20 protein-coding genes and 1 riboswitch are annotated in these 20,608 nt (G+C 73.1%); of the genes, 14 read left to right on the top strand and 6 right to left on the bottom strand.

What is annotated here, in order from left to right:
* Nucleotides 1–22: 22 nt before the first annotated feature.
* From thiD to thiM, 3 genes are all read right to left on the bottom strand, one after another.
* Entirely contained in the window at nucleotides 23–1,537 is a 1,515-nt protein-coding gene (thiD, locus tag EDF63_RS10715; protein ID WP_123312977.1) for a bifunctional hydroxymethylpyrimidine kinase/phosphomethylpyrimidine kinase, read from the bottom strand.
* Entirely contained in the window at nucleotides 1,534–2,277 is a 744-nt protein-coding gene (gene thiE, locus EDF63_RS10710) for a thiamine phosphate synthase (protein WP_123312976.1), read from the bottom strand. The genes thiD and thiE overlap by 4 nt, the downstream gene beginning before the upstream one ends.
* Nucleotides 2,274–3,134 (bottom strand): hydroxyethylthiazole kinase, encoded by an 861-nt coding sequence (thiM, locus tag EDF63_RS10705; protein WP_185021372.1) that lies wholly within the window; start codon nucleotides 3,132–3,134, stop codon nucleotides 2,274–2,276. Before thiM ends, thiE begins: the two co-directional genes overlap by 4 nt.
* Nucleotides 3,123–3,218: riboswitch (TPP riboswitch) on the bottom strand. Its footprint overlaps the gene before it by 12 nt.
* 81 nt (nucleotides 3,219–3,299) lie before the next feature.
* On the opposite strand from thiM, the gene EDF63_RS10700 reads away from it, so the two are divergent.
* From EDF63_RS10700 to EDF63_RS10685, 4 genes are all read left to right on the top strand, one after another.
* Nucleotides 3,300–4,202 (top strand): NUDIX domain-containing protein, encoded by a 903-nt coding sequence (locus tag EDF63_RS10700; RefSeq protein WP_123312975.1) that lies wholly within the window; start codon nucleotides 3,300–3,302, stop codon nucleotides 4,200–4,202.
* A 130-nt stretch (nucleotides 4,203–4,332) separates the two neighbouring features.
* Nucleotides 4,333–5,079, top strand: a complete 747-nt coding sequence (locus EDF63_RS10695; RefSeq protein ID WP_123312974.1) for a phosphotransferase enzyme family protein — start codon at nucleotides 4,333–4,335, stop codon at nucleotides 5,077–5,079.
* Nucleotides 5,076–6,167: a winged helix DNA-binding domain-containing protein gene (locus EDF63_RS10690; protein ID WP_123312973.1), complete on the top strand. Its 1,092-nt coding sequence runs from the start codon at nucleotides 5,076–5,078 to the stop codon at nucleotides 6,165–6,167. Before EDF63_RS10695 ends, EDF63_RS10690 begins: the two co-directional genes overlap by 4 nt.
* Before the next feature lie 96 nt (nucleotides 6,168–6,263).
* Nucleotides 6,264–7,247, top strand: coding sequence for a DnaJ domain-containing protein (locus EDF63_RS10685; protein WP_123312972.1), 984 nt, complete (start codon nucleotides 6,264–6,266; stop codon nucleotides 7,245–7,247).
* Between the two features lie 43 nt (nucleotides 7,248–7,290).
* Here EDF63_RS10685 and EDF63_RS10680 read toward each other — a convergent pair whose 3' ends face one another.
* Nucleotides 7,291–7,653, bottom strand: coding sequence for an RNA-binding S4 domain-containing protein (locus tag EDF63_RS10680; protein WP_123312971.1), 363 nt, complete (start codon nucleotides 7,651–7,653; stop codon nucleotides 7,291–7,293).
* Nucleotides 7,654–7,686: 33 nt separating this feature from the next.
* On the opposite strand from EDF63_RS10680, the gene EDF63_RS10675 reads away from it, so the two are divergent.
* Complete coding sequence (locus EDF63_RS10675) at nucleotides 7,687–7,944, top strand: hypothetical protein (protein WP_260233060.1); 258 nt, start codon at nucleotides 7,687–7,689, stop codon at nucleotides 7,942–7,944.
* Between the two features lie 220 nt (nucleotides 7,945–8,164).
* Nucleotides 8,165–9,328 carry a hypothetical protein gene (locus EDF63_RS10670; protein WP_123312970.1) on the top strand — a complete coding sequence of 388 codons (1,164 nt, stop codon included), beginning with the start codon at nucleotides 8,165–8,167 and terminating at the stop codon, nucleotides 9,326–9,328.
* Here EDF63_RS10670 and EDF63_RS10665 read toward each other — a convergent pair.
* The gene (locus tag EDF63_RS10665) at nucleotides 9,325–10,851 is read right to left on the bottom strand and encodes a S1C family serine protease (protein ID WP_260233059.1); all 1,527 of its coding nucleotides are present in this window, start codon (nucleotides 10,849–10,851) and stop codon (nucleotides 9,325–9,327) included. The genes EDF63_RS10670 and EDF63_RS10665 overlap by 4 nt on opposite strands.
* Before the next feature lie 178 nt (nucleotides 10,852–11,029).
* On the opposite strand from EDF63_RS10665, the gene EDF63_RS10660 reads away from it, so the two are divergent.
* The 5 genes from EDF63_RS10660 (at nucleotide 11,030) to EDF63_RS10640 (ending at nucleotide 15,113) form a co-directional block, all read left to right on the top strand.
* Complete coding sequence (locus tag EDF63_RS10660; RefSeq protein ID WP_123312969.1) at nucleotides 11,030–12,064, top strand: iron ABC transporter permease; 1,035 nt, start codon at nucleotides 11,030–11,032, stop codon at nucleotides 12,062–12,064.
* Between the two features lie 2 nt (nucleotides 12,065–12,066).
* Nucleotides 12,067–13,071: an iron chelate uptake ABC transporter family permease subunit gene (locus EDF63_RS10655; RefSeq protein WP_260233058.1), complete on the top strand. Its 1,005-nt coding sequence runs from the start codon at nucleotides 12,067–12,069 to the stop codon at nucleotides 13,069–13,071.
* 113 nt (nucleotides 13,072–13,184) lie between these two features.
* Nucleotides 13,185–13,664 carry an FHA domain-containing protein gene (locus tag EDF63_RS10650; protein WP_111085805.1) on the top strand — a complete coding sequence of 160 codons (480 nt, stop codon included), beginning with the start codon at nucleotides 13,185–13,187 and terminating at the stop codon, nucleotides 13,662–13,664.
* Nucleotides 13,664–14,368, top strand: coding sequence for a MerR family transcriptional regulator (locus tag EDF63_RS10645; RefSeq protein ID WP_123312968.1), 705 nt, complete (start codon nucleotides 13,664–13,666; stop codon nucleotides 14,366–14,368). The genes EDF63_RS10650 and EDF63_RS10645 overlap by 1 nt, the downstream gene beginning before the upstream one ends.
* Before the next feature lie 184 nt (nucleotides 14,369–14,552).
* Nucleotides 14,553–15,113 (top strand): MerR family transcriptional regulator, encoded by a 561-nt coding sequence (locus tag EDF63_RS10640; RefSeq protein ID WP_123312967.1) that lies wholly within the window; start codon nucleotides 14,553–14,555, stop codon nucleotides 15,111–15,113.
* Nucleotides 15,114–15,501: 388 nt separating this feature from the next.
* Here the strand turns inward: EDF63_RS10640 and EDF63_RS10635 are convergent, their stop codons facing one another.
* A complete protein-coding gene (locus EDF63_RS10635; protein WP_111085803.1) occupies nucleotides 15,502–16,323 on the bottom strand; it encodes a ParA family protein in 822 nt (273 codons plus the stop codon).
* Between the two features lie 60 nt (nucleotides 16,324–16,383).
* Between EDF63_RS10635 and EDF63_RS10630 the strand changes: the two genes are divergently transcribed.
* The 3 genes from EDF63_RS10630 (at nucleotide 16,384) to EDF63_RS18970 (ending at nucleotide 20,556) form a co-directional block, all read left to right on the top strand.
* Nucleotides 16,384–19,794 (top strand): pyruvate carboxylase, encoded by a 3,411-nt coding sequence (locus EDF63_RS10630; protein WP_123312966.1) that lies wholly within the window; start codon nucleotides 16,384–16,386, stop codon nucleotides 19,792–19,794.
* Nucleotide 19,795: 1 nt separating this feature from the next.
* Entirely contained in the window at nucleotides 19,796–20,299 is a 504-nt protein-coding gene (locus EDF63_RS10625) for a peptide deformylase (protein ID WP_123312965.1), read from the top strand.
* A 125-nt stretch (nucleotides 20,300–20,424) separates the two neighbouring features.
* Entirely contained in the window at nucleotides 20,425–20,556 is a 132-nt protein-coding gene (locus tag EDF63_RS18970) for a hypothetical protein (RefSeq protein WP_260233057.1), read from the top strand.
* The last annotated feature ends 52 nt before the right edge of the window (nucleotides 20,557–20,608 follow it).

Raw genomic sequence — 20,608 nt, 5'->3', positions numbered from 1 at the left:
TTCGCGGGGTGGTCGGCGGTCGTCAGCGTAGAAGTGACGCTTCCGCGGCAATGACCCCGGCACCAGCGCCGGCACCCAACCCCAGCGGCATCTCGAAGAACGCCAGCTCCCACTCGGTCGAGCGGCGGAACGCCCGCGCCATCCGTCCTCGCTCGGCCGGGGTCGCGGCTGCTGCCATCTCCTCGACCAACCGGGTCGCCTCGGCGCTCGACGCCGCGAAGCCCTCGTCACCGTACGCGGCGATCCAGTCCGCGAACGGGTGTCCGTCCGGCGCCGTGCCGAGCTGCGCGCCCACCCAGGCGTAGACCCGGAAGCAGGGAAGCACCGCCGCGGCGAGCACAGCCGCCGACCCGGAGTCCGCCGCCCGTTGCAGGTGCGCCAGGTACCCGGCGCACGTCGGGTGGACGGGGTCGTCGGCGTGGGTGCCGGCGAGCCGTCGGTGGTGCAGGTCGCGGGCCTCGGCGGCGCACCCCTCGGACGCGGCAGCCCAGAAGGCCGCAGCCGCAGGACCACGACCGGCGCCCACAGCCGCAGCGCTCGCCGACAGCGCCGCGAGGTGCCGCTCGTAGGCCCGCAGGTAGTGCACGTCCTGTGCGAGGTACCCCGCGAACACGTCCGCATCGAGCGTCCCGTCCCGCAGACCCACGAGGAACCCGCACTCGATCGTCGACCGCAGCATGGAGCCGACGTCGTCCCACCACACGTCGGTGGTCGGGACCACGGGCAGCGCGGCGCGGACCACGGCGCCGTGGTCGACCGGCCCGTTCCCCGACCCGACCTGCAGCCCATCGGCTCCCTGCAGCGCCGCCGTCAGCCAGGGCTTCGCCACCCCGACCGCGAGTTCCCAGTCCCCGTGCCGGGCGGCGAGCGTCGCGATCGCGCTCGACAGCGAGCACCCGGTGCCGTGCGTGTTCGTCGTCGCCACGCGGGGAGCCGTGAACCGCCGGACGGACCCCGAGGGCGACACGAGCACGTCGTCGGAGGTCGGCCCCTCGTCGTGCCCGCCCTTCGCCAGCACGAGGACGTCCCACGTCGACGCCACGAGCCGCGCAGCCTCCAGCGACGACAGCGGAGCACGCGACGGAGCCCCGGCGAGCTCCGCCAGCACCGCCAGCTCGGCCCGGTTCGGCGTGACCAGGTCGGCCAGGGCGAACAACGTGCCCATCGCGGCAGCGGCGTCCTCGTCCAGCAGCCGGTCCCCGCTCGTCGCCACCATCACCGGGTCCACGACGACCACGGGCGGCCGGTGCTCCCGCAGCCAGTCCGTCACGGTCCGCACGACCTCGGCGGTGCCGAGCATGCCGATCTTGACGGCGTCGATCACCACGTCGTCGGACACCGCGTCGAGCTGCTCCCGCAGGAAGCCGACGTCCGGCACGTGCACCGACCGCACACCGTGCGTGTTCTGCGCGACGAGCGCCGTCACCACCCCCATGCCGTAGCCGTCGTGCGCGGCGATCGCCTTGAGGTCGGCCTGCAGCCCGGCGCCGCCGGTCGGGTCGGTCCCGGCGACGGCCAGGACGCGCGGGACGGTCACGAGTCCGCCCCGTGGTGCGAGGAGGCCGGGAGGAACGGATCACCCTGGGTGGACCGCCCCCGCTCCGCCCCGTGCCCGGTTCCAGAGCCCCACGCGGTCACGTACGCGGCCGCCGCGGATCCCGGGTCGGCCGCGGCACAGATGCCCGACACGATCGCGACCCCGGCAGCGCCCGCTGCCCGGAGCGGCACGACGTCGTCGAGCGTGACGCCGCCGATCGCCACGCACCGTACCTCGGTCGCGGCGGCCAGCCGGGCGAACCCGTCGTGGCCGAGCGCCGGCGGGTGGTCGGCCTTCGTCGCCGTGGGGTGTACGACCCCGACGCCGAGCAGGTCGACGGTGCCGCGGGGCAGCCGCTCGACGGCAGCCAGGTGCTCGAGCGTGTTCGCCGTCAACCCGACGTGCGCGTCCGGCCCGAGCAGCGCCCGGGCGGCGGTCACGGGCACGTCCGACTGGCCGAGGTGCACCCCGGCGACCCGGTGCCCCGCGTGCCGAGCGGCGAGGGCGACGTCGAGCCGGTCGTCGACCACCACGGTCGCGCGGTCCCCGACGGCATCGGCCACGGCGGCGGTCAGGGCGAGCAGGTCACGCGCCGAGGCGTCCTTGTCCCGCACCTGCACGATCCCGACCCCGGCGTGCACCGCGGCGCGGACCACCCCGAGCACCCCGACACCGTGCCGGTCGGCCAGCGCGCCGTCGGTGACCAGGTAGACGCCGACGTCCCGCCGCGGCCCGCTCATGCCGGCACCACCAGGGACGCGGGCTCGGCCTCGACCGTGATCCGGGCCTCGCGGACGACGTCCTCCGGGGTGAGCGACGCCAACCGGTCGAGGAACAGCGGCTGGAACGTGCCGGGGCCGCCGGCCTCGCGTGCGGCGAGCTCCGCGGCGATGGTGTGCACCGCGGTCGCGGCGACGGCGGCCGCGCCGGCGTCGTCGGGCGCGACCGACGTGAACGCGGCGACGACCGCGCCGAGGGCACACCCGCCTCCGGTGATCCGCGTCAACAGGTCGGTGCCGTTGGCGACCCGCACCACACCGGTGCCCCGCGCGACCAGCAGGTCGACGGGACCCGACACGGCCACCGCAGCCACGAGCCTCCCGGTCGACGCCTGCACGGACGCGAGACGGGCGTCCTCGGTGCCCACCGTGCTGTCGACGCCGCGGCCACCGGCCGAGTCGCCGAGCAGGGCGAGCACCTCGGAGGCGTTGCCCCGCAGCACCGTCGGGTGCAACCCGAGCAGGTCGCGGGCCAGGGCGGTGCGCACCGGCAGCGAGCCGACGGCGACGGGGTCGAGCACCCACGGGGTGCCCGAGTCGCGGGCGGCGTGCGCGGCCTCGAGCGCGGCCACCCGCGGTTCCGCGTGCGGGGTCCCGGTGTTCACCAACAGGGCGTCGGCCACCCGGGCGAACGGCCCCGCCTCGGTCGGGACGTCGACCATCGCGGGCGACGCACCGAGCGCGAGCAGCACGTTCGCGGTGACGTTCTGCACCACGGTGTTCGTGATGCACTGCACCAACGGACTCCGGGCACGGACGGCCTCGAGCAGTTCGGCGGTTCGGTGGGCCCAATCAGGGGAGGGCGCAGCGGTTTCCATGGACGATCCCTTCGCGAGTACGAGCTCGAGCAGGTTCGACGGGTGTGATCTCAGCCGCTGGTTGCGGCACCCCGTGTCTCGAGCGACACCGTACACGAGCCGGTGCGTCGTGCTACCGCCGCCGTCTCCGGTCACATGTCCGGCCCCGTGTGACAGGGTTGACGGGTGCCAGACACCACGCCTCCCGGACCGCCCCCGGGCCCCCGCGACCCCGGCGACGCCTGGGCGGTCGGCCCCGACGGCACCAAGGCCTGGGGACTCTTCGGCGCCGCCGGACTGCTCGTCGACGACGGCGCCGGACGCGTGCTCCTGCAGCACCGCGTCGAGTGGAGCCACCACGGCGGCACCTGGGGCATCCCGGGCGGTGCACGACACCAGGGCGAGGACGCCGTCACCGGCGCACTCCGCGAGTCCGCGGAGGAAGCCGGGGTGCCGCACGACGGCGTCGACCTGCGCCACACCGCACTGCTCGACCTGGGGTTCTGGACCTACACGACCGTCGTGGGGCGCGCCTCCCGGCCCTTCGAACCGGTCATCGCGGACCGCGAGAGCATCGCGCTCTCCTGGATCCCCGTCGACGACGTCGACGACCTCCCGCTGCACCCCGGGTTCGGCAAGTCGTGGCCGGCCCTCCGTGCGTCCATCACCACCACGCCGCACATCGTCGTCGACGCCGCGAACGTCGTCGGCAGCGTGCCCGACGGGTGGTGGAAGGACCGCGCGGGCGCCGCTGCGCGCCTGCTGTCGTCGGTGACGGCGCTCGCCGCGTCCGGGGTGCCGGCCGACCTGCTCGCGTTGCCGTTCGCCCGGTGGTGGCCGCGGTGGACGGTGGTGCTCGAGGGTGCAGCCCGTGGTGCTTCGGCGGACGGGACCGACGGGTCCGGACCGGTCGAGGTCGTGCAGGCTCCGGGCTCCGGCGACGACGCGATCGTGTCGGCTGCGCAGTCCGCGATGGACGCGGGGGACGGCCCCGTCGTGGTCGTCACCGCCGACCGCGAGCTCCGAGCCCGCGTCGAGACGATCGGCGCCGTCGTGCACGGACCGTCCTGGCTGCGCGACCAGTCCTAGCGGGGCGGGGTGACCCGGCGCGCCGTGTCACTCGCCGTGACGTGTTGTTCACACCGCTGTGTCACGAGCGGACCCACTCGTCGGTACGCTGGCCGGACGTCAACGGAGACGCACACACAGGAGGTTCTCCATGGAGCGGATCACCAGGGCCGACGACCGGGTCCACCGCCCGGCCGGGCCGTGGACACCGACCGTCCACCGGCTGCTCGCACACCTGCACGAACAGGGGTTCGTCGCGGCACCGGAGCCGATCGAGCACGGCGACACCCTCGAGACGGTGTCGTTCGTCCCCGGGGTCGCGGGGGAGTACCCGTGGACCGAGGACGTCGCGAGCGAAGCCGCCCTCGTCACGAGCGCCCGGCTGCTCCGGCAGTTCCACGACGCCGCAGCCACCTATCCGTTCGACGCATCGCGGGACTGCTGGTCCCAGGCTGAGCGCACACCCGTCGAGACGATCGTGCACGGCGACTTCGCCCCGTACAACTGCGTCTACGACGGCATCCAGGCTGTGGGGCTCATCGACTTCGACACCGCACACCCCGGGCCCCGCGTCTGGGACGTCGCGAGTGCCGTGTACCGGTTCGCCCCGTTCACGACCGGGGCCGTCGAGGGCATGACCGCCCCCGCCCTCGAGGACCGGCTCGCCCGTGCCGCGGAGTTCTGCCGCGCCTACGACCTCGACGCCCGCTCCCGCAGCGTCCTCGCCGAGACGATGACCGCGTCACTCGTCGCGATGGTCACCACCATGGAGACCGAGGCCGCCGCGGGCAACCCGAAGTTCGTCAGCGACCTGGCACACGGGCACGCCGACCTGTACCGGGCCGACGTCGCCTACCTCGAGCAGCACGCCGACGCCATCGCCGCCGCCGTCGCGTGACCCCGACCCCTGCGCAGCTCCGCACGCTGCGGCTCGCCGCGCAGGGGATCGCGGTCCCCGGGCTCGACCCCACCGCCGCCGTCGAGCGGATGACCGCCGTGCAGGGGCAGGACCTCGGCCAGGCGCTCTGGGCCATCGGGGTCCGCGCACCTGGAGCGACCCGCGACGACGTCCGCGCCGCCTTCGACCGCGGTGCACTCGTCCGCTCCTGGCCGATGCGGGGCACCCTGCACGCCGTGCGCCCCGACGACCTGCGACTCCTGCTCTCCCTGACCGCCGAACGGACCCTGCGGAGCATCGTCCGACGCGCCACCGAACTCGGCATCGACCGGCCCCTGCTCGACCGAGCGCGGGACACCACCGTCGCCGCACTCTCCGGCGGTCGTGCCCTCGTCCGCGACGAACTCTTCGAGGAGTACCGCGCCGCCGGCATCGACCCCGCCGCCGGCCGCGGCTACCACCTGCTGCTGCAGCTCTCGCAGGAGGGACTCGTCGCCTGGGGACCCACCGCCCGCGTCGGCCAGGGACTCGTGCTCCTCGACGAGTGGGCACCGGCGGCCGCCGAGGTCCCCGACCGCGACGAAGCACTCCGCCGCGTCCTCGTCGGCTACCTGCGCGGCCGGGGTCCCGCCACCGAGACCGACGCCGCCAGCTGGACGAAGCTCCCGCTCGGCGACCTCCGCCGTGCCCGAGCCGTAGCCGGCGACGCCGTCGAGGACCTCGGCGACGGACTCCTCGCGCTGGCCGACCGTCCCACCACCGGCGGGACACCCACCGGGCACCTGCTGCCCGGGTTCGACGAGTACCTGCTCGGGTACGCCGACCGCTCCGCCCAGCTCGACCCCGCACACGCCGACCGGGTGGTGCCGGGGGCCAACGGCATGTTCCTGCCCATGGCCGTCGTCCGCGGTCGGGTCGTCGGCACCTGGAAGCGGACCGAGCGCGCCGGCGGGGCCCTCGTCACCGTCACGCCCTTCGCGGCACTCGACACCGCTGCGGTGCGCGCGCTCGAGGCGGCCGCCGCACGGTACGCGCGGTTCCTCGATGCGCCTGTCGCGTTCGGGGTCGTGGAGGCGACCAGCCGCTGACCGCAGCCGGTCAGGTCGAGTCCATCCGTTCCTCCAGACCGTCCCCAGCAACCACGCGGCGGACTCGTACCCTGCCTCGGGTAATGTCGCAGGGCCATGACCGACAGCCCGGCCGACGCCACCCCGTACGAAGTCCTCGGCGTCCCCTCGACCGCCGACGACGACGCGCTCCGCCGCGCCTACCGGCGCGCTGCCCGCGAATCCCACCCCGACCTCGGCGGTGACGCGCAGCACTTCCGGCGCGTCCAGCTCGCCTGGGAACGCATCGGCACGCCCGCTGCGCGCCGCGCCTACGACGCCGGCTCCCGCGGCTCGTTCGGCAGCAGCGGTACCGGGCCGTTCAGCACGTCCGGTGCGTCCGGTGCGTCGGGTGCGTCCGGTTCGTCGACCGGGAGGCCCGACTCCGGTCGCGACGCCTACGCACCTCCGTCAGCCCGTCGCGACACCCGCCCCCGCGCGCGGTCCCACGGACACCCCGGCGGACGCTCCCGCGAGGTCTTCCTGCAGGCGGAACGCGAGTGGGTCGGACTCGGCGACCCCATCGAGGACCCCTACGACCCCACCCTCATCCGGTCGGCGCCCCGGCACATCCGGCGGCTGCTCGGCGAAGCACTCGCCGAGGAGGCCACCGCCTCGATCGTCTCGGACATGGGCATCGGCGTGACGGTGTGGCACGACCTGGACGCCGGCGCCGAGGGCAAGCTCGACCACGCCGTCCTGACCCCGAGCGGACTCTGGGCCGTCGAGTCGATCGACTGGGGCGCCCCGGTGCGGGTCGAGCACGGCGACATCGTCGGCGAGACCCTGGCGCCGGGGGAACGACCGGTCAAGGAGCTCGTCCGCGCCGCCCGTGCCGTGCAGAAGCAGACCCGGGTGCGGTTCACCGGCCGCTTGCTCGTCGTGCCGGACTCCGCCGTCGAGGTCGACGTGCAGCTCGTCGGCTCCCCGAAGAAGCCGACCGCGCTCGTCGTCCGTCGCAGTGCGCTCGGGCAGGTCCTGAACGGCGTGTGGTCCCCGCCCGGATCGGTCGACGTGTTCGAGATCCGCGACCGCCTGCAGCAGACCGTCCGCTTCGTCTGATTCCCGGCGGGCGTCGGCGGTCGGCGCGCCTCGGTGCTCGGCGTCAGTAGCCGCGGAGCTTCTCGAGGTCTCGGCGCTCCCGCTTGCTCGGGCGTCCGGCACCGCGGTCACGCATCGGGACGAACCCGGCCTCTTCCTTGGACAGCCGCGGTGGGGTCTTGTCCTCGAAGTGCTTCGCGGCCTCGGGCGCACTCGTCCGCTTCAGGATGATGCCCGTGACGATGACGATCCGGTCGAAGCCGTTCTGCCGCACCCGGACCTCGTCGCCGGGGCCGATCGGCTGCGCGGGCTTCGCGCGCTCGCCGTTCACCCGGACGTGCCCGGCCTTGCACGCGGCGGTCGCGGCGGAGCGGGTCTTCATGATCCGCACCGCCCAGATCCAGCTGTCCACGCGAGCCTTGGCCATCCCCTCACTCTAGGCGGCCCCTACGCTGGGCGGGTGAGCACCGGGGAGCAGGCGGCGATCGCGCGGGCCCGAGCGCTCGGCGTGCTGCACGCCGCCGCGATCGGGGACCGGCTCGTCGTCCGGGCGCACCACGGCGACGGTGCACAGGACGCCCTCGGGGACCTCGTCGCCCGCACCCCCGACACCGTGACGATCGCCACCCGCCGCGGCCTGGTCGAGGTCCGGCTCGCCGAGGTCGTCGCCGCGAAGCCCGTCCCACCGCCCCCGGCCCCGCGCGCGCCCCGCCGCTGACCTCGCACCGTGCGAGGTTCGTGCGCCGTTGGTCGCGCTCGCACGGTGCAGGGTTCGTCAGGCCGTGCGAGCGAGGTTGCTCGGTGCGAGCTTGCTGCGCTGCACGGAGCCGCCAACCTCGCACCGGTTGGCGGCAGACGCACCGTGCACGTTTCGCGTCGCCGCGCCCACACGGCGAGCCGCACCCCTCCGCGCCCCGCACCCGACGTAGCCTCGTGCCATGGCAGTCCCCGTCCCGCTCGGCACCGAGGACCGCACCGCCCGCCTCACCCTCCGCCGCCCCGACCAGTGGCGCCGCGAGGACTCAGCCCAGGCGGACCTGCGCGTCACCGGCGACGACATCGTCCTCACCGTCCGATCCCGCCCCAGCGACCGTGCGATCGGCGACGAGAACACGGGGCTCCTCGCGAGACTGCCCGGCTCCGTCGAGGGCCTGCTGCTCGTCGGCTGCGACACCTGGACCGCCGCCGGTGCTCCAGCACGCCTGGTCGAGTACGTCCGTCCCGACGAACACGGCGACGTCGCCGGCGCACACCTGCTCTTCGTCACCGGCCGGCACCGCGTCGACCTGACGATCGAACGGCCCCTGGCCCGACTGCTCGAGACCGACGAACTCGTGTTCGCCGTCCTCGACAGTGTCCGCGCGACCGAGCCGTCCCCGGTCCGCCCCGAGCGCGACCTCGAACCGCTGCCCGCCCCGGTGCCCGGCCCGGAGCTCGACGGCCCCCGCCTGAGCGCCGACGCGGTCGGCACGCTCAAGAGCCTCGCCGGACGCCGCTGGAACCCGACGCTCCTCCGCACCGCGGCGGGCCGCGAACTCATCGAGGCGGGCTTCGTCGGCCGGCTCGGCACGCTGCCGGAGTCGACGCAGACGCTGCTCGAACCGTGGCAGGGCGATGCCCAGCCGGTCACGCTGGAACAGCACCTGCCCGACGGTGGCGAGTCGCGCCTCCAGGCCTGGTCGCAGACCGTCGTGGACGGGACCGCCGAGGCGGGCGCGGTGGTCGCGTCCGTCACGCCGGACCGCGCGGTCGCGCTGACGGCCGGGAGGCTCGGCATCGGTCCGACGTGGACCTTCCCGTTCCGCACGGGGTCGCTGCCAGGGCACCTGCTCGGCCGCCGGCTGGCCGGCGGCTCCGACGCACCGGACCTGCCGGAGGCACTCGTCGAGGCGGACCCGCGGCTCGCGCGCTTCTGGGCGGCGCCGTGGACGGTGTCGTACCTGCGGCGGCCGGGCAAGCCGAAGCCCGTGACGATCGTGCGCGCCGAGGGGATCGGCTTCGCCCGGGTGGGCAAGACGGAGGCCGGGGAGACCGTCTTCCAGACGGACTCCCCGGCCAACGTGTACCGGTCGGTGGTGCGGGCGCTGCTTCCTTCCGCTTAGGCGGCCGGGCCGGCGGTCAGGGTGACGGTGACGGTCTTGGCGGCGCCGGTGCTGTCGGTGTAGCCGACCACGACCTTGTCACCGACGGAGTGCGACTGCACGGCGGCGGTGAGCTCGTCCGAGGTCGTGACCGTGGTCCCGCCCAGGCTCGTGATCGTGTCGCCCTCGGCCAGGCCGGCGCTCGCGGCTCCGGAACCCTCGACCGTGCCGGCGACGGCCACACCGCTCGTGGTGCCCGCGGTGCTGCTGACCTGGACCCCGAGGAACGCGGGCAGGCCGATGGTGATCGTGCTCGACGACTCCCCGTCCAGGATCTTCTCGGCGATCGCCTTCGCGGTGGTGATCGGGATGGCGTACCCGGTGACGTCCGCGGTGCCCGAGGACGCCGCGGTCGCCATGCCGACGACCTCGCCCTCGCTGTCGACGACGGGGCCGCCGGAGTCGCCGGAGACGATGTCCGCCGCGATCTCGATCAGACCGGACAGCGACTCGGTGCCGGTGCCGGACTCGCTCTGCACCTGGATGTCCTGGTCGGTGGCCGTGACGGTGCCCTCGGCGGCGACGAGGTTGCCCGTGCCCTCCGCGTTGCCGACGTCGGTGACGGTGTCGCCGGTGCTCGGCTCGCCGTCGTCGTCGAGCGTGACGGTGGACAGGCCGGACGCGTTCTCGAGCTTCAGGACGGCGACGTCGTTGGTGGCGTCGGTGCCCACCACGTCGGCCTTGTACTCCTTGCCCGTGGTCTCGTCGGTGACGGTGATGCTCGTGGCGCCCTGGATGACGTGGTTGTTCGTCAGGACCGTGCCGTTCGCGCTGAGGATCATGCCGGTGCCAGCAGCCTGCGAGGACTCGTCGTAGTTCAGGACGGTGTTGATCGTCACGACCCCCTTCTTCTGGGCGGCCGTCGCTGCGGTGGCGGTGGACTGGGTCGTCCCGGTCCCGGTCCCGGTCCCGGTCCCGGTGCCGCTGTCGCTCCCGGTGCCGTCGCCGGGCACCGTGAAGCCGTTCGTCCCGTCGCTGCTGCCGGTACCGCCGGTACCGGACCCGCTGTCGGGCAGCGTCGTGGTGCCCTGCGACTGGCTCGACGTGGTCGTCGTGCTCTGCGAGGACAGACCCAGTGCGGTGCCGCCGGCGGCGCCCACGATGGCGAGTGCCGCGATCCCGGAGCCGATCATCAGCCCGAGGCGCCGTGGGCGCTTCGTGACCGCACCCGGGTGGTTCGCCGTCGCCGCGGTGTGCGCCCAGGCGTGGTGGGTGCCGGTGAGCGCCGGGCTGCCGATCAGGTACGGGCCGCGGCCGTCGGGGGAGTAGGCGTACGGGCCGGAGCCGTCCGGGCCGTACAGGTACGGGCCGGAGCCGTCGAAGGCGTAGGCCGGACGGAGGGTGGCGGGGTCGGCGTGCGGTGCCTCCCAGCGCATCCCGTACGCCTGCTGCTGCCGCTGCTGCTCCGCGCCGTCGGTCCGGGCGCTGCCCTGCTCGTCGTGCTCGCGGTCGGCGTCGGCGGCGGGGTTCGGGGTCTCGTTCATCGGTGCTCTCCGGTCGTCCCTCGACGACCCGGGCGGGTGTCGATGGAGACCAGTACAGGCGGCGATCCGATGACGAGCCTATGAACGGGCCCAGCGGATGCTCCGGGCTTGCTCGGGGGACGCCGAGTGTGCTGCCCGGTCGGTCGCGTGGGCGTCCGTTAGGGTTGCCTTACTCCCCATGCGCTCCTCCACGTCCGCGCCTCCGGCGCCCGCCTCCGTCTCCCGCCTGGTCGGGGCGACCGTGCTGGCCGTCGTCGTCCTCGCCGTGGCGTGCGCGCTGTCGATCGCCTACGGATCCCGGCCGATCCCGCTCGGCACCGTGCTCGACACCGTCCTGCACCCGGGGCGCAACGACGAGGTCGGGCTCATCGTGCTCGGCAACCGCGTCCCGCGCACCGTCGTCGGGCTCCTCGCCGGTGCGGCCCTCGGTGTCGCCGGCGCGGTGATGCAGGGGGTGACCCGCAACCCGCTCGCCGACCCGAGCGTCCTCGGCATCAACTCCGGGGCGGCCCTCGCCGTGGTCGCCGGCATCGCGCTCTTCGGGGTGAGCGGCACGGCCGCCTACCTGCCGTTCGCGTTCGTCGGTGCTGCCCTCGCGGCACTGCTCGTCTACGGGATCGCCGCCGTCGCCCGCCGCGGGCTGTCACCGGTCGGCCTCGCGCTGTCCGGCGCCGTGGTCGCCGCCGCGCTGTCGTCGATCACGACCGCGGTGCTCGTGACGAACGCGAGTCTGCTCGACCAGCTGCGGTTCTGGCAGGTCGGCGCACTCGCCGGCAAGGACCTCGGCACCGCGGGCATCATCACGGCCCCCGTGCTGATCGGTCTCGTGATCGCGTTCGGCCTCGGACGGTCGCTCAACACCCTCGCCCTCGGCGACGAGCTCGCGGCGTCGCTCGGACAGCGCGTGGTGCTCGTGCGGGCCGTCGGCGGACTCGTGACGGTGCTGCTCGCCGGGTCCGCGGTGGCCGCAGCCGGGCCGGTCGCGTTCGTCGGGCTCGCCGTGCCGCACGCCGTCCGTCGCCTGAGCGGCCCCGACCACCGGTGGACGATCCTGCTCTCCGCGATCGTCGCCCCGGCGCTGTTGCTGGTGGCCGACGTCATCGGGCGCGTCGTGGCGTACCCGGGCGAGCTGCAGGTGGGCATCGTCACGGCGCTCATCGGTGCGCCGGTGTTCATCGCGCTCGTGCGGTCGAGGGCGGTGCGGGGCCTGTGACGGTGTCGACGTCCATTCGGGGCGCGCTCGTCGGTGTCCGGCGCGAGCTCGTGGTCCTGGCGGCCGTCGTCGTCGTGCTCGTCGCGCTGGTGCTCGTCGGACTCGGTGTCGGTTCGATCCCGCTCACCCCGGCGCAGGTGGCCGGCGCGCTGTTCGGTCAGGGCGACCGCATCTCGGACTTCGTCATCGGGCAGCTGCGCGGTCCGCGGGTGCTCGGTGCGGTGCTGGTCGGCGCGAGCCTGGGAGTCGCCGGCGCCATCGTGCAGAGCGTGGTCCGCAACCCGATCGCGAGCCCGGACGTCATCGGCATCACCTCGGGTGCCAGTGCGGCGGGTCTCACCGCGATCGTGCTGTTCGGGGCCTCCGGCGGCACCCTGTTCTCGGTCGTGCTGGTCGGCGCGGTCGTCGTCTCGGTCGTGATCGCCGGTCTGGCCTGGCGCCGGGGGATCACCGGCAACCGGGTCGTGCTCGTCGGGATCGGCGTCGCGGCGATCTGCTTGAGCATCACGGGGTGGATGCTCACCAGCGGTACCGTCACCCAGGCCGGCACCGCGCTGCTCTGGCTGTCCGGGAGCCTGAACGCCGTCGACCGGAACCTGCTCGGGGTGCTCGCTGTCGCGTTCGTCGTGTTGTTCCTGCTCGCCCTGCTGCAGTCGTCGCGCCTGACCGTCCTGACGCTCGGCGACGAGGTCGCGGCGGCCCTCGGGCTCCGGCCGGACCGCGCGAAGGTGCTGCTGCTCCTCACCGCGGTGTGCCTGACCGCCGCCGCGGTGGCCACGGCGGGGCCGGTGTCGTTCGTCGCGCTGATGGCGGCGCCGATCGCCCGTCGCCTCGTCGGGGGCGGCCGCGTCGCCCTCGGGCCGGCCGCCGCGGTGGGGGCGGCGATCACGCTCGGCAGCGACCTCATCGCCCAGTTCGCGATCCCCGGCAACGCCCTGCCCGTCGGTGTCGTCACGGGCGTCGTCGGCGCCCCGTACCTGCTCTGGTTGCTCGCGCGCGGTCGCTGAACCCGGACCGCGCGTTCGCGCACCGCGGACGATCGTCCACAGGCCCAGTTCGGGGCTGCCGCTGGAGCCCTCCTTTCCGATACGCTGGTGGGCCAAGAGGAGGAGGTCCACCGATGCCAGATCCAGTGGTCCCGCAGCCCGACGGTCAGAAGACCCCGGAGCAGCGGCTGGTCGACACCACGCTGACCTTCAGCATGGACATGGGCGCGGCGCTCACCGCCGAGTCCGGTGTCTCAGCCGAAGAGCGCGAGGCGGTCAACGCCCTACCGTCCGGATCGGCGCTGCTCGTCGTGCGCCGCGGTCCGAACGTGGGTGCGCGGTTCCTCCTCGACTCCGACGTCACGACGGCCGGTCGACACCCCGACGCCGACATCTTCCTCGACGACGTCACGGTGTCCCGCAAGCACGCGCAGTTCCTGCGGCAGGGCACGGCCTTCACGGTCAAGGACAACGGCTCGCTGAACGGCACGTACTTCGACGGTGCACGCATCGACGAAGCGCCGCTCACCGACGGGGCCGAGGTCCAGGTCGGCAAGTTCCGTCTGACGTTCTACGCGTCCCGGGTCGACCTGGCGCGCCTGGCGAACGCGTAGTGGCCGCACGGTCCGCTGCGGCCCGGGCGGGGTCAGCGGCACCGGACCTGCTCACGATCGGGCAGGTCCTCGCTCGCCTCAAGCCCGAGTTCGCGGACCTGTCGAGCTCCAAGCTGCGCTTCCTCGAAGAGCGTGAGCTCGTCACGCCGATCCGCACGGCCAGCGGGTACCGCAAGTTCTCGGCGGCCGACGTCGACCGCCTCCGGGTGATCCTCGGCCTGCAGCGCGACCACTACCTGCCGCTCAAGGTCATCAAGGACTACCTCGCCGACCTCGACGCGGGGCGCGAGCCGGTCCTGCCCGGTGGTGGGGACGCCCCTCGCCCTTCGATCCTCGGGCGCGAACGTCGGTACACCCGCGACGAGACCGCGCGCGCGGCCGGCGCGTCCCCGATGCTCCTGGCGGACGCGGTCTCCGCCTCGTTGCTCCCCGCCACCGAGACCTACGGCGAGGACAGCGTGTCCGTCCTCAAGGCGCTCGTCGAGCTGCAGCGGACCGGCATCGAGCCGCGCCACCTGCGCACGCTCCGCAGCACCGCCGAGCGCGAGGTCGGGCTCATCGAATCCGCGCTCATGCCAGTGTCCCGCCGGGGCGACGCCACGTCGCGGGCGAAGGCCACCGAACTGGCACGCGAGATCGCCGTCCAGCTCGAGGTCATCCGCTCGAGCCTCATCCGCGCGGCGATCGGTCGTCTCGACGCATGATCCGTTCCGGTGCTCCGCGGGGGCTTGTGCGTCAGTGGGTGGGGCGTATCCTCGACACGCCGGACGCGCCGAGTCGGATGTCCCGCGCGGGAGCGGTCGGAGTCGCTACCGTTGACCTCGGAACAACTCTCAACCCGTCGTTGAACCTTCGGGTGGGAGCTCGATCGTCGTGGAAGGCAAGCGCATGAGTGGGAACGACACCCCAGGCACCGAGTCGGACACGACGCGGTACGACCTCGGGCTGCTCTTCACCGACGGCCTCCCCGAACACGACGAGCAGAACGGGTACCGCGGCACCGTCGCCGCTCGTGCAGCCGGCATCTCGTACCGTCAGCTCGACTACTGGGCCCGCACCGAACTCGTGCAGCCCACCATCCGCGGTGCTGCCGGCTCCGGGTCGCAGCGTCTCTACGGTTTCCGCGACATCCTCGTGCTCAAGCTCGTGAAGCGCCTGCTCGACACCGGCATCTCGCTGCAGCAGATCCGCACCGCCGTGAACCAGCTCCGCGAGTCGGGCGTGTCCGACCTCGCCCAGACGACCCTGATGTCCGACGGCGCCTCGGTGTACCTGTGCACCTCCGACGACGAGGTCATCGACCTGGTGTCCCGCGGCCAGGGTGTCTTCGGCATCGCCGTCGGCAAGGTCCTGCGCGAGGTCGAGACCTCCCTGGTCGAGCTCGACGCCACCGCGGCGGCCGACCCCTCCGACGAGCTCGCCGCTCGTCGCGCTTCCCGCGCGTCCTGACCCCGGGTCCGCGCCCGCCCCGACGCCTGCCCTCGAGGTTCCGAAATCTCGGAACCTCGGCGTGCTCAGGGCTCGGGAGTGGAACCTCGGCGAACCTGAGCGGCATGTCCTGGAACCTCGCGCCCGCGAGCGACCGACCGCGTGACGTCAGCAGACGCAACACTCGGGCGCGACACTCGGACGGGTGTCCCGATCCGTGCGCCCGCGAGGTTCCGAGATCTTGGAACCTCGGCGCGCTCGGGGCTCGGGAGTGGAACCTCGGCGAACCTGAGCGGCATGTCCTGGAACCTCGGCGAACGCGAGCGGCGCGTCGCACACACGGCACCGAACGACCCCGGCGCGTCGCAACGCCTGCGCCGAACGACCCCGACGCCGAACGACCTACCGACTACGCGCCGGCCGCACCCGCACCGTCGGCGTACGGACCGATCTTGCCGGTGCGCATGATGCGCTCGAGCAGCTGGTCGAAGTTGCGCGCCATCTCCTGCGCGGACTCGCCGGGCCAGACGTGCAGGGGCTTCGCGGCACCCTGCGCCTGCTGCAGCGAGGTGCGCTCGGGCAGCTGCGGCGACAGCACGAGCGGGCCGAACATGTCGCGGAGCTCCTTGATGCGGAACTGGTGCTCGAGCGACTGCACGCGGGCGCGGTTCACGATGATGCCGAGCGGCTGCAGGCGGGGGGAGAGACCGCGGCGGATCTCCTCGATGGCCCGGAGCGCACGGTCGGCGGCGGCGACGGAGAACAGGCCGGGCTCGGTGACGACGGTGACGCGGTCGGACGCTGCCCACGCGGTGCGCGTGAGGGCGTTCAGCGACGGCGCGCAGTCGATGAGGACGAGCTCGTAGTCCTGCTCGACGTTGGCCAGCGCCTCTTCGAGCTTCCAGATGTCGCGGATCGACGGGTGCGGACCGTCGAAGTTGATCGCGGAGGGTGACCCGACCATCACGTCGATCTTGCCCTGCGATCCCTTCGTCCAGCCCGAGGGGGCGATCGCCTGACGGACGATCTTCTCCTTCGGGTTCTCGAGGACGTCGGCCACGTTGAGGTGTCCGGCGAGGTTGATGTCGAGGCCCGTGGAGACGTCGGACTGCGGGTCGAGATCCACCACCAGCGTGCGCAGTCCCTTGGCGAAGGCGGCCGAAGTCAGGCCGAGCGTCACCGTCGTCTTGCCGACACCACCCTTGAGGGAGCTCACGCTGAGTACATGCACGATCAGCAACGTTACCGCCACTAGGGTTGTCTCACCTCAACCCGGGCTGAAAGGGACGTCGTGTTCAGCAAGATCCTCGTGGCGAACCGTGGTGAGATCGCCATCCGTGCGTTCCGTGCCGCGTACGAACTGGGGGCGCGCACCGTCGCCGTCTACCCGTACGAAGACCGGAACTCCCTGCACCGTCTGAAGGCCGACGAGGCCTACCTGATCGGTGAGCGGGGCCACCCGGTCCGGGCGTACCTGGACGTCTCCGAGATCATCCGCGTGGCGCGCGAGTCGGGGGCTGACGCGATCTACCCGGGGTACGGATTCCTGTCCGAGAACCCGGAGCTCGCCGCCGCGGCCGCCGCAGCGGGGATCACGTTCATCGGCCCGGGCGAGCACGTGCTCGAGATGGCCGGCAACAAGGTGACCGCGAAGGAGCACGCGATCGCGGCCGGTGTCCCGGTGCTCGCGAGCACCCCGGCGAGTCGTGACATCGAGGAGCTCCTCGCCGGCGCCGACGCCATCGGGTTCCCGGTGTTCGCCAAGGCCGTCGCCGGTGGTGGCGGTCGCGGCATGCGCCGGGTCGAGACGAAGCCCGAGCTTCGTGCGGCGCTCGAAGCGGCGATGCGCGAGGCCGACAGTGCGTTCGGCGACCCGACGATGTTCCTCGAGCAGGCGGTGATCCGGCCCCGGCACATCGAGGTGCAGATCCTCGCCGACGCGACGGGCACCGAGGCGGGCACGATCCACCTGTTCGAGCGGGACTGCTCCGTGCAGCGTCGCAACCAGAAGGTCGTCGAGATCGCTCCGGCGCCGAACCTCGACCCCGCGGTCGCGCGGGCGCTGCACCGTGACGCCGTGGCCTTCGCCCGGTCGATCGGGTACGTCAACGCCGGCACCGTCGAGTTCCTGCTGGACACCGAAGGCGAGCGCGAGGGACAGCACGTCTTCATCGAGATGAACCCGCGCATCCAGGTCGAGCACACCGTCACCGAAGAGGTGACCGACGTCGACCTCGTGCAGTCGCAGATGCGGATCGCCTCGGGCGAGTCGCTCGCCGATCTCGGCCTGTCCCAGGACACGGTCGCCGTGCACGGGGCCGCGCTGCAGACCCGCATCACGACCGAGGACCCGACGCAGGGCTTCCGCCCGGACACCGGCCGCATCACCACCTACCGCAGCCCCGGCGGCGCCGGCGTCCGACTGGACGGCGGCACGGTCGCCACCGGTGCGCAGATCAGCCCGCACTTCGACTCGATGCTCGCCAAGATGACGTGCCGCGGACGCGACTTCCCGACGGCGGTCGCCCGTGCGAAGCGCGCCCTCGCCGAGTTCCGGATCCGCGGCGTCAGCACGAACATCCCCTTCCTGCAGGCCGTGCTCGAGGACCCGGACTTCGCCCGAGGCGACGTCTCGACGAAGTTCATCGAGGAGCGCCCGCAGCTGTTCAGCGGCCACGTGTCGAAGGACCGCGGCACCAAGGTCCTGAACTGGCTGGCCGACGTCACGGTGAACAAGCCGAACGGCGAGCGGTCGCCGCTGGTCACCGAACCGAGCGCGAAGCTCCCCGCCCTCGACCTCAGCGCCCCGGTGCCCGAGGGCCAGCGCGACCTGCTGCTGGCGAGCGGCCCTGCCGAGTGGGCGAGGGCACTCCGCGCCCAGACCCGGCTCGCGGTGACGGAGACGACGATGCGCGACGCACACCAGTCGCTGCTCGCGACGCGCGTCCGCACGAAGGACCTCGTCGCGGTCGCGCCGTACGTCGCGCGGCTCACGCCGCAGCTGCTCAGCGTCGAGGCCTGGGGCGGGGCGACGTACGACGTCGCCCTCCGGTTCCTCGGCGAGGACCCGTGGGAGCGGTTGGCCTCGCTGCGCGAGGCGATGCCGAACATCCCGATCCAGATGCTGCTGCGCGGCCGCAACACGGTCGGCTACACCCCGTACCCGACCGAGGTGACGGACGCCTTCGTCGCCGAGGCCGCCGCCACGGGCGTCGACGTCTTCCGCGTGTTCGACGCGCTCAACGACGTCAGCCAGTTGCGACCGGCCCTGGAGGCGGTGCTCGCGACCGGCACGGCCGTCGCCGAAGCGGCGCTCTGCTACACCGCCGACCTCCTCGATCCTGCCGAGGACCTGTACACGTTGGACTACTACCTCCGCCTCGCGGAGCAGATGGTCGTGGCCGGCGCGCACGTCATCGGGATTAAGGACATGGCCGGCCTGCTCCGCGCCGGCGCCGCCGAGAAGCTCGTCGGCGCGCTGCGCGAGCGCTTCGACCAGCCGGTGCACGTGCACACGCACGACACCGCCGGCGGTCAGCTCGCGACACTCCTCGCCGCCGCGCGTGCCGGCGCGGACGCGGTGGACGTCGCCTCGGCGCCGATGGCCGGTACGACCAGTCAGCCGAGCATGTCCGCCCTGGTCGCCGCCCTGGCGCACACCGAGCGCGACACCGGCCTGTCCCTCGACGCGGTCGGCGACCTCGAGCCGTACTGGGAGGCGGTCCGTCGGGCCTACGCCCCGTTCGAGTCCGGGTTGCCCGGGCCGACGGGTCGTGTCTACAAGCACGAGATCCCCGGCGGTCAGCTGTCGAACCTCCGCCAGCAGGCGATCGCGCTCGGCCTGGGCGACCGGTTCGAGCAGGTCGAGGACTGGTACGCCGAGGCGAACCGGATCCTCGGACGCCCGACCAAGGTGACACCGTCGTCGAAGGTGGTCGGCGACCTCGCGCTGCAGCTCGCCGCGGTGGACGCCGACCCCGCCGACTTCGAGCAGAACCCGGACAAGTACGACATCCCGGACTCCGTGGTCGGGTTCATGGCCGGCGAGCTCGGCGATCTGCCCGGTGGGTGGCCGGAGCCGTTCCGGACGAAGGTCCTGGCGGGCCGCGACGTCCGCCTCGAGATCACCTCGGTGCCGGACGCCGAGCGCGCGCACCTCGACACCCCGGGGCCCGAGCGTCAGCAGGCGCTGAACCGACTGCTGTTCCCGCAGCCCACGGCGCAGTTCGAGCGGGTCCGCGACCAGTACGGCGACCTGTCCGTGGTGCCGACCGTCGACTACCTGTACGGGCTGCGTCCCGGGCAGGAGCACGTCGTGCCGCTCGGCAAGGGCGTCAACCTGTTCGTCGGGCTCGAGGCGATCGGCGAGGTCGACGACAAGGGCATCCGCACGGTCATGGCGACGATGAACGGGCAGCTCCGCCCGGTCTCGGTCCGTGACCGGTCGATCGAGGTCGAGACGAAGGTCGCCGAGCAGGCCGACAAGTCCGACCCGAAGCACGTCGCTGCACCGTTCTCCGGTGTGGTGACGCTCAAGGTCGCCGTCGGTGACGTCGTCGAGGCCGGAGCGGCCGTGGCGAGCATCGAGGCGATGAAGATGGAAGCGGCCATCACGGCGCCCGTGGCGGGCACCGTCGGCCGTCTCGCGATCCCGGTGACCCAGCAGGTGGACGCCGGCGACCTCCTGGTGGTGCTGCAGTAAATTGACCGTCCGTCCCATCCGCCTGTTCGGCGACCCCGTCCTCCGTTCGTCCGCCGACCCGATCACTCCGGCCGCACTCGGGTCGAGCGGGGTCCGCGACCTCGTGCAGGACCTGATCGACACCGTCAAGGAGCCCGGCCGCGCCGGCGTGGCCGCGCCGCAGATCGGTGTGGCCTTGCGCGCCTTCTCCTACAACGTCGACGGCGAGGTCGGCTACGTCCTGAACCCGGAGATCGTCGAGGTCTCGGGGGAGCCGGAACTCATGGAGGAGGGGTGTCTGTCCGTCCCTGGCCTCGGCTACCCGACGAGACGACACCCCTACGCCAAGGTCCGCGGCGTCGACGTCGACGGCGCCGAGGTGGTGCTCGAGGGCACCGGGCTGATGGCCGAGGCACTGCAGCACGAGGTCGACCACCTCGACGGCACCGTCTACGTGATGACGCTCGATCCCGAGGTCCGACGGCAGGCGCTGCGGGACATCCGGGCGCAGGAGTGGTTCCACTGACCGGGTGCCGCTGAGCACCTGCTCATGACACCCCCACGGGGGATTGTCGCTTTGTCCTGACGAAGCGGTACCGTATCGGCGTCGGCCTCCCACCGACGACCATCCCATCCCCCCAGGACTCCCGCATGACCAGTCAGACTGACGAGCTCAGCTCCCACCGCACCCGCACCAACCGTCGTCCGGCCGACACCACCGTCGCCACCGGTGCGACCGCCGTCCTCGACGCCCCTGCGACGGAGCAGTCGCCGGAGGCCTGAGCCCCCCTGCAACCCGCGCGGCACCTGGCGGAATCGGGCGTACCTGGTCAGA

The sequence above is a fragment of the Curtobacterium sp. JUb34 genome, from assembly GCF_003755065.1.
GTDB lineage: Bacteria > Actinomycetota > Actinomycetes > Actinomycetales > Microbacteriaceae > Curtobacterium.
The sequence above is the reverse complement of the archived record's forward strand: the minus strand, read 5'-3'. Positions and strand labels throughout refer to the sequence as shown.

Coding starts and splice junctions, on each gene's coding strand:
- EDF63_RS10685 (WP_123312972.1), top strand. CDS start 6,264: ATGACCGACAGCCCGGCCGACGCCACCCCGTACGAAGTCCTCGGCGTC.
- thiE (WP_123312976.1), bottom strand. CDS start 2,277: ATGAGCGGGCCGCGGCGGGACGTCGGCGTCTACCTGGTCACCGACGGC.
- EDF63_RS10660 (WP_123312969.1), top strand. CDS start 11,030: ATGCGCTCCTCCACGTCCGCGCCTCCGGCGCCCGCCTCCGTCTCCCGC.
- EDF63_RS10650 (WP_111085805.1), top strand. CDS start 13,185: ATGCCAGATCCAGTGGTCCCGCAGCCCGACGGTCAGAAGACCCCGGAG.
- EDF63_RS10665 (WP_260233059.1), bottom strand. CDS start 10,851: ATGAACGAGACCCCGAACCCCGCCGCCGACGCCGACCGCGAGCACGAC.
- EDF63_RS10695 (WP_123312974.1), top strand. CDS start 4,333: ATGGAGCGGATCACCAGGGCCGACGACCGGGTCCACCGCCCGGCCGGG.
- EDF63_RS10680 (WP_123312971.1), bottom strand. CDS start 7,653: ATGGCCAAGGCTCGCGTGGACAGCTGGATCTGGGCGGTGCGGATCATG.
- thiM (WP_185021372.1), bottom strand. CDS start 3,134: ATGGAAACCGCTGCGCCCTCCCCTGATTGGGCCCACCGAACCGCCGAA.
- EDF63_RS10640 (WP_123312967.1), top strand. CDS start 14,553: ATGAGTGGGAACGACACCCCAGGCACCGAGTCGGACACGACGCGGTAC.
- EDF63_RS10670 (WP_123312970.1), top strand. CDS start 8,165: ATGGCAGTCCCCGTCCCGCTCGGCACCGAGGACCGCACCGCCCGCCTC.
- EDF63_RS18970 (WP_260233057.1), top strand. CDS start 20,425: ATGACCAGTCAGACTGACGAGCTCAGCTCCCACCGCACCCGCACCAAC.